At 60.0% G+C, this 6,566-nt stretch carries 6 protein-coding genes and 1 pseudogene; 2 read left to right on the plus strand and 5 right to left on the minus strand.

What is annotated here, in order from left to right; genetic code table 11:
• Positions 1 to 18: 18 nt before the first annotated feature.
• Both QQL24_RS06410 and QQL24_RS06415 read left to right on the plus strand, forming a co-directional pair.
• Positions 19 to 1,428: a DUF1254 domain-containing protein gene (locus tag QQL24_RS06410; protein ID WP_431310645.1), complete on the plus strand. Its 1,410-nt coding sequence runs from the start codon at positions 19 to 21 to the stop codon at positions 1,426 to 1,428.
• A 206-nt stretch (positions 1,429 to 1,634) separates the two neighbouring features.
• Positions 1,635 to 2,252 carry an IS6 family transposase gene (locus QQL24_RS06415; RefSeq protein WP_284311077.1) on the plus strand — a complete coding sequence of 206 codons (618 nt, stop codon included), beginning with the start codon at positions 1,635 to 1,637 and terminating at the stop codon, positions 2,250 to 2,252.
• 65 nt (positions 2,253 to 2,317) lie between these two features.
• On the opposite strand, the pseudogene QQL24_RS06420 reads toward QQL24_RS06415, so the two are convergent.
• The 5 genes and pseudogenes from QQL24_RS06420 to QQL24_RS06440 all read right to left on the minus strand — a co-directional run.
• Positions 2,318 to 2,626, minus strand: a pseudogene (locus tag QQL24_RS06420) (IS6 family transposase); the annotation flags it as partial.
• A 58-nt stretch (positions 2,627 to 2,684) separates the two neighbouring features.
• On the minus strand, positions 2,685 to 3,428 hold the full coding sequence (locus QQL24_RS06425; protein WP_284311078.1) for a 2'-5' RNA ligase family protein: 744 nt from the start codon (positions 3,426 to 3,428) through the stop codon (positions 2,685 to 2,687).
• 477 nt (positions 3,429 to 3,905) lie between these two features.
• On the minus strand, positions 3,906 to 4,046 hold the full coding sequence (locus tag QQL24_RS06430; protein WP_284311079.1) for a hypothetical protein: 141 nt from the start codon (positions 4,044 to 4,046) through the stop codon (positions 3,906 to 3,908).
• 181 nt (positions 4,047 to 4,227) lie between these two features.
• Positions 4,228 to 4,665: a hypothetical protein gene (locus QQL24_RS06435; RefSeq protein ID WP_284311080.1), complete on the minus strand. Its 438-nt coding sequence runs from the start codon at positions 4,663 to 4,665 to the stop codon at positions 4,228 to 4,230.
• 721 nt (positions 4,666 to 5,386) lie between these two features.
• A partial coding sequence (locus tag QQL24_RS06440; RefSeq protein ID WP_284311081.1) for a tetratricopeptide repeat protein occupies positions 5,387 to 6,566 on the minus strand: 1,180 nt, incomplete at its 5' end.

Here is a 6,566-nt window from a genome sequence, read left to right on the forward strand (position 1 = left end):
AATGGAGGGCTCAGAGACATGAAAACCATTACACGAAGAGGCTTTGTCGGCGGGCTTGCTATGCTGCCGGTTCTCCGCTTCACGGCAGCGGACGCACAAATCAGCGTCACCCCCGCCGAGGCCCGCACCATCGCCAAGGAGGCCTATGTCTACGGCTTCCCGATCGTGGACAATTACCGAATCCAGCACGCCTATTGGGTCGATAAAGCGACCCCGGAATATAAGGGGCCCTGGAACCAGATCTGGAATAGCGCTCGTGTCTTCACGCCCGCTGACACGGCGATCCAGACGCCCAACTCGGATACGCCTTACTCCTTCGTCGGCGCGGACCTACGTGCCGAACCTCTTGTGATCACCGTGCCGGCGATGGAAAAGGAACGCTATTTCAGCGTCCAGCTCATCGATTATTACACGTTCAACTTCGACTACATCGGCACACGCACAAGCGGCAACGGAGGCGGCAGCTTCCTGCTCGCCGGGCCGGGATGGAAGGGTGACGCGCCCAAGGGGGTCAAGAAGGTCTTTCGCTGCGAGACCGAACTGGCGTTCCCAACGTATCGCACGCAGCTCTTCGATCCGGCTGATATCGAAAACGTGAAGAAGGTCCAGTCTGGCTATAAGGTGCAGCCGCTCTCCGCGTTTCTGGGCCAGCCTGCGCCCAAAGCGGCACCGGCTATTGATTTCATCAAGCCGCTCACGCCCGCAGAAGAGAAGACCTCGCCGGAGTTCTTCAGCATCCTGAACTTCGTGCTGCAATTCTGCCCGACGGTCCCGTCCGAGAAGGCACTCATGGCGCGCTTCGCCAAGATCGGCGTGGGCGCGGGTAAGACCTTTGACGACGGCAAGCTCTCGTCCGAGATGAAGACGGCCATCGAGCAAGGCATGGCCGATGCCTGGGTTGCCCTCGCTGGCCTGAAGAAAGACGTCGAGGAGGGTAAGGTGAACTCGGGTGACGTCTTCGGCACCCGGCAGTATCTGAAGGGGAATTATCTCTACCGCATGGGGGCCGCCGCTCTCGGCATCTACGGAAATTCGAAGCAGGAGGCGATGTATCCGACTTATTATGTGGATGCGTCAAAGCAGAAGCTGAATGGTGCCAACCGTTACACCTTGCGCTTTGCGCCGGGCCAATTGCCACCCGTCAACGCGTTTTGGTCGTTGACGATGTATGACGAGCCTCAGAGCCTGCTCGTCGCCAATCCGCTCAACCGCTATCTGATCAATTCACCGATGCTGCCGCAGCTCAAACGCGACGCCGACGGCGGGTTGACACTGATTGTCCAAAACGAATCCCCCGGCAAGGACAAGGAAGCCAACTGGCTGCCTGCGCCAAAAGGGCCGTTCTCCATGATCATGCGCCTCTACTGGCCGAAAGAAGCGGCGACAGAAGGCAAGTGGAAGCAACCGCCACTGCAGCGGGCCGGGTGAATTCACGGGACGCATTCGTCTCCTGGCGGGGCACAACTGATCAGACCTCCGCGTCCGCTGCGGGGGCTCTGTCAGAGCAAATTGCCGAAGGTGGAGGGGTAAGGTAGGGAGCGAGGATGTCGCGCCCCAAACCCAATCCGTTTCGCTATTTCAGTTCGTCGCCGGAGGTGATCCGCCTCGCTGTGATGATGTAGGTGCGTTACCCCTTGTCATTGAGGAATGTGGAGGATCTGCTGCATGAGCGTGGCATCGACATCTGCCATGAGACGGTGAGGTTTTGGTGGAACCGCTTCGGTCCGATGTTCGCCGGCGATTTCCGCAAGCGGCGGATGAGGGCTGGAAACTTCAGCCGCTGGCGCTGGCACGTCGATGAGGTTTTCGTGAAGGTCAACGGTAAGCTCCACTATCTTTGGCGGGCCGTCGATCACGAGGGCGAGGTCTTGGAGTTCGTCGTCAGCAAGACGCGGAATAAGGCCGCCGCTTTGAAATTCCTCAAGAAAGCCGTGAAGCGCTACGGCCGTCCCGAGATCATCGTCACCGACGGCTTGCGCTGCTATGGTGCGGCCATGCGGGAGATCGGCAACCTCAAACGCCGAAAAGTCGGTCGCTGGGGGAACAATCGGGCCGAGAATTCCCACCAACCGTTTCGACGACGAGAAACAGCGATGCTCAAATTCCGTCGGACGAAGACGCTTCAGAAATTCGTCGCCGTCCACAGTCAGATCCACAACCACTTTAATTCGGAGCGCCACCTCGTCAGCCGGGAAATCTACAAACAGAGACGCTCGGCCGCCATTGCCGGGTGGCGGGCACTCGCGGCCTAAACCGAGGTCTGGATTGGCCTTCGTGCACCCGGCGGAGACAACTCGGGGTTAGTCTGACAACACCCGAAGCGATCTTGGTCGACGGCGCGCCAAAGCCAATGCTTTTTGCCACTGGTGGTGACGACGACTTCATCGAGATGCCATTTGCTGCCGAACAGCGGCGCGCGTCGCCGAATGGTGCTGGCAAAATCCCGGCCAAACTTCTCGGCCCACCGCCGAACGGTTTCGTGGCTCACCACAATTCCACGTGCCGCCAGCAAGTCCTCGACCATTCTCAAGCTCAGCGGAAAACGGAAATAGAGCCAGACGGCCTGGGAGATCACCTCCGCTGGGAAACGATGACCGCGATAGAGGGAACGGGAAACCTCACTCATGCCGTCAGAACTGGCCGGAAACCGACACCGACGTCAACGTGACAGTACCCGCTCTGCCTCAGTCCTTCGGGATCAAAGTCTTCAATTCTTTCCGAGCGGTGCCGAAGGTGCCAAGCTGGTAGACAGATGCTCCACTCGCCGAGAACGTGAACGATGGGAAAGGTTCGGCCAGCATCTTGTTGAGATAGGCTTCGGTCCCCAGGCCAATCGTCACGTGCGGGTTGAAACGCTTGCCCGCGGCGTCTGTCACGAAGTTGGCGACATATTTGATCAAGGGCTTTTGAATATCGCGGCCGCCATCGTCGCTGAAGAACGCCGCCGGAGTTCCGGACTTCACCGTGTAAGGCTGAACTGCGGCGATGAGTTCATCCTGCAAGCGGTGGAGATCATCAGTAGGCTCTACGACGATGCCTGCCAGGCCATAGGGCGGCGGCGGGATGTAGTAGTATTTGAACGCCTTGAGCATCCATGCCGTCGGCTTTTCTTTCGCCACGACCGCGTTCGCAGCTGCAAACACCTTTTCAAGATCGTCGGTGCGAACGAACTGCTGCAATATCGAGATGTGAGGGTGGTGCGTCTCGTCGAGAGGGAACCCTTTCGGGAAAGACTTGAGCAGACGGGCGTTGGCGTCCTTTGCGTGCTGAAGCATTGCTGCGTCAGGTTCGAGCGCGATATCAATCGCCGTCACCGAATTTGGCTGCGCCACCGCTTGAGCCAGAGGGCACGCCGACGCGAGGGTAAATCCGAGGAATGCGACGGCCAACCCGCGAAGAATTCTATCGAGCAACAAACCAACAGGCATGAAAATCACCAAGCCAGCGGTAGTCCGCATGGAGGCTCGACCTTGCCCTCGACGACCTCGCATAACAATCTCCCTTGTTTATCCTTTATTGTCGACAAAGAGCTACTGCCGTGGCAGGTGCCACAAACGTCAGCACATAGTGTACCCCTTCGGCTTTGAACAACTATTGGGCCTTCGTGCAGCCCTCCCCACCCGAAAGGGCAGCGCAAGTAAGTGGGCGGGATCGGGCGGTGAAGGTTCGAAGCGGCGGGGCAGACACACCAGATGTGGCCTTCAAACTAATTCCACTGTGAAATCATTAGGATAAGCGACCAGAGCTGGCACTTCGAGAAGTGCAGGCGAAGCCCTCGGCGCTGGCCCTGGGTGCGCCAACTTGTCCCAGAGGCCATATGAACGCCGGGATAGGCGTAACGGGTCGCAAGAGGATTTAGTTGGGGCACGATTTGAACCTATGGTCTCCGCGCTCTATACCGCCCGCTAACCAACAGACGTCGGAGGCCGCCGAGGCGCGACGATGAGGGAGGCCTTGAGCGGCAGCATTTCACGAATAGCGCCGAAGTAGACATAGTCGCCGGCAATGCCGAGGCTGACCAGACCGGAGATCATCACCGCCGCCATGGCAAGCAAAGCCAGGCGCTGATGGGGTCAGAACAAGAAGATCGCCGGATCGATCAACTGAACCTACGGCGTTAGCGAACCACCTTCCGGTGGTTGATTAAAACCGGGGCCGCGTCAGCGTCCCCAGAATGCCGCTTTGAGCGGCTCACAATTTAAAGCCCCCGGCTTTGCCGGGGGATACTTACTGCCGATTGGTCGGCCAAAAGACAGCCTGGATGGCGGCGAACAGAAGTGCCGTTGTCAACCCGAAGAGAAGAACGCCGTTTACCGCCTCCAGGGCGCCCATCAGCTGCCAGCGCTTCTCCAGGAATAGCTCCGCGTGGCCATAGCTCGTGAGTGCGCTCAAGGAGTAGAGCATAGCGGATGGCGCATCGGGAAGCGCGCCCAGCGCCAGATAGAGTAGCGCCCACGTGATAGCGTGAACGGTCAAGAGCAGTGTTGCAAACAGGGTGGTCGTACCGACCACCTTACAAAAAGCCAACATAAACTCTCTCCGCCCCGACGGAACGGTCGCGTCGAGGACGATCTTCTTGGCTATATACCCAAGGCCCAAAACATGGATGGTCATCGTCACGACGATGAGAGGCAGGCTCCAAATCCAGTTGAGATCCCAGTTCATATGTCCCACCAGAAGGCGTGGTACCGCTGTCTTCATCTCACGTCGAAACGCACTCGATCATCTCCGTGCGAGTTATGCTACAGTAGCCGAGCGGCGGTGCACCAATCCAGAAGAGAAGTTGGTCCGTCCAGACCGTCCCGTTGCTCTTGGTTCACCGTCAACGGAGATTTACCCGCCATGTCCACGTCCCAGAATCAATCCAGGCGACGGAATCACAGCCGACAAACGTTTGATACAAGGCCGGAGCTGGCGCGACACATTGCTCCGCTCGGCTGGGAGCACATCAGCCTGACCGGCGACTATATCTGGGATGTCGATCCACTACCTGAAGCACGGACTGCGGCCACTTCGCCGAATTGCCTCTCTGCTAGCGGCGTAGTTCCATTCTTGTTCTCATGAGCGGTACATAATGATCACTTTCGTGTCGTCACTCCAGCTGGAGCCTGCTGAGCGGGCAGGCATCCTCCAGCATGTCGAGATCCGGCAGGTCGCGCATTGTTAGCGACTTCTCGAACGAGCAAAACACCAGGTGTGCTGAACAATGAGCGGACGAGCGCGCCAAACCGAGCCGTAACTGCCGGGCATCGACTCTGAAATCGACTGAGGGACCAATCCCACTCTGTTGTGCTGCTCAGGCCGTTAGCAAAACTGAAATTTCGCATTTGAGTTTAGCGGCAGAAAAAGTTTGGAAATCTCAAACGGCTTAACTCGTCTTATAAATTCAGGAAATGTCCAATGCTTGTAATCGCTCGTTCAGTAAGGCCTCTACATTTGTGAGATTGTTCTGCATCATCGCCCAGTCGAGCGGCACGCCCTCTCGCGTCTGCTCTTCGAGTGCGGCGCGATAGGCGTCCACGGCCTCCTCCAGCCGCGCCGTGCCGCTTTCGCGCTCCCCGAGCTTTGAGAGCGCATTGCCGAGATTGTTCTGAGTCATCGCCCAGTCGAGCGGCACGCGCTCGCGCGTACACTCCTCGAGTGCGGCGCGATAGGCGGCCACAGCCTCCTCCAACCGCGCCGTGCCGCCCTCGCGCTGTCCGAGCGCCGAGAGCGCATCTCCGAGATTGTTCTGCGTCATCGCCCAGTCGAGCGGCACGCGTTCGCGCGTCCGCTCCTCGAATGCGGCGCGACAGGCGGCCACCGCCTGCTCCAGCCGTGCCGTGCCGCTCTCGCGCTCCCCGAGCGCCGAGAGTGCCGCGCCGAGATTGTTCTGTGTAACCGCCCAGTTGAGCGGCACGCGCTCGCGCGTAAATTCCTCCAGTGCAGCGCGAAAGGCGGCCACGGCCTCCTCCAGCCGCGCCGTGCCGCTCTCGCGCTGCCCGAGTGCTCCGAGCGCATTGCCGAGATTGTTCTGCGTCATCGCCCAATCGAGCGGCACACGCTCGCGCGTCCGCTCCTCTAGTGCGGCGCGACAGGCGGCCACGGCCTCCTCCAGCCGCGCCGTGCCGCTCTCGCGCTGCCCGAGCGCCCAGAGTATCGAGCCGAGATTGTTCTGCGTCACCGCCCAGTTGAGCGGCACGCGCTCGCGCGTCCATTCTTCGAGTGCGGCGCGACAGGCGGCCACGGCCTTCTCCAACCGCACCGTGCCGTTCTCGCGCTGCCCGAGCGTCGATAGCGCTGAGCCAAGATTGCTCTGCGTCACTGCCCAGTCGAGCGGCACGCGCTCGCGCGTCCGCTCTTCGAGTGCAGCGCCATAGGCCGCCACGGCCTCCTCCAACCGCGCCGTGCCGGTCTCGCGTTGCCCGAGCATCCAGAGTACCGTGCCGAGATTATTCTGCGTCTTCGCCCAGTCGAGCGGCATTCGCTCGCGCGTCCGCTCCTCGAGTGCGGCGCGCCCAGCGGCTATGGCCTCCTCAAGCCGCGCCGTGCCGCTCTCGCGCTCGCCGAGCGTCGAGAGCGCAATG

The sequence above is a fragment of the Labrys miyagiensis genome (assembly GCF_030160835.1).
GTDB lineage: Bacteria > Pseudomonadota > Alphaproteobacteria > Rhizobiales > Labraceae > Labrys > Labrys miyagiensis.

What these genes read in the sequence shown, in the direction of transcription:
- QQL24_RS06435 (WP_284311080.1), bottom strand. Translation starts at nt 4,665, where the DNA reads ATGAACTGGGATCTCAACTGGATTTGGAGCCTGCCTCTCATCGTCGTG.
- QQL24_RS06425 (WP_284311078.1), bottom strand. Translation starts at nt 3,428, where the DNA reads ATGCCTGTTGGTTTGTTGCTCGATAGAATTCTTCGCGGGTTGGCCGTC.
- QQL24_RS06410 (WP_431310645.1), top strand. Translation starts at nt 19, where the DNA reads ATGAAAACCATTACACGAAGAGGCTTTGTCGGCGGGCTTGCTATGCTG.
- QQL24_RS06430 (WP_284311079.1), bottom strand. Translation starts at nt 4,046, where the DNA reads ATGGCGGCGGTGATGATCTCCGGTCTGGTCAGCCTCGGCATTGCCGGC.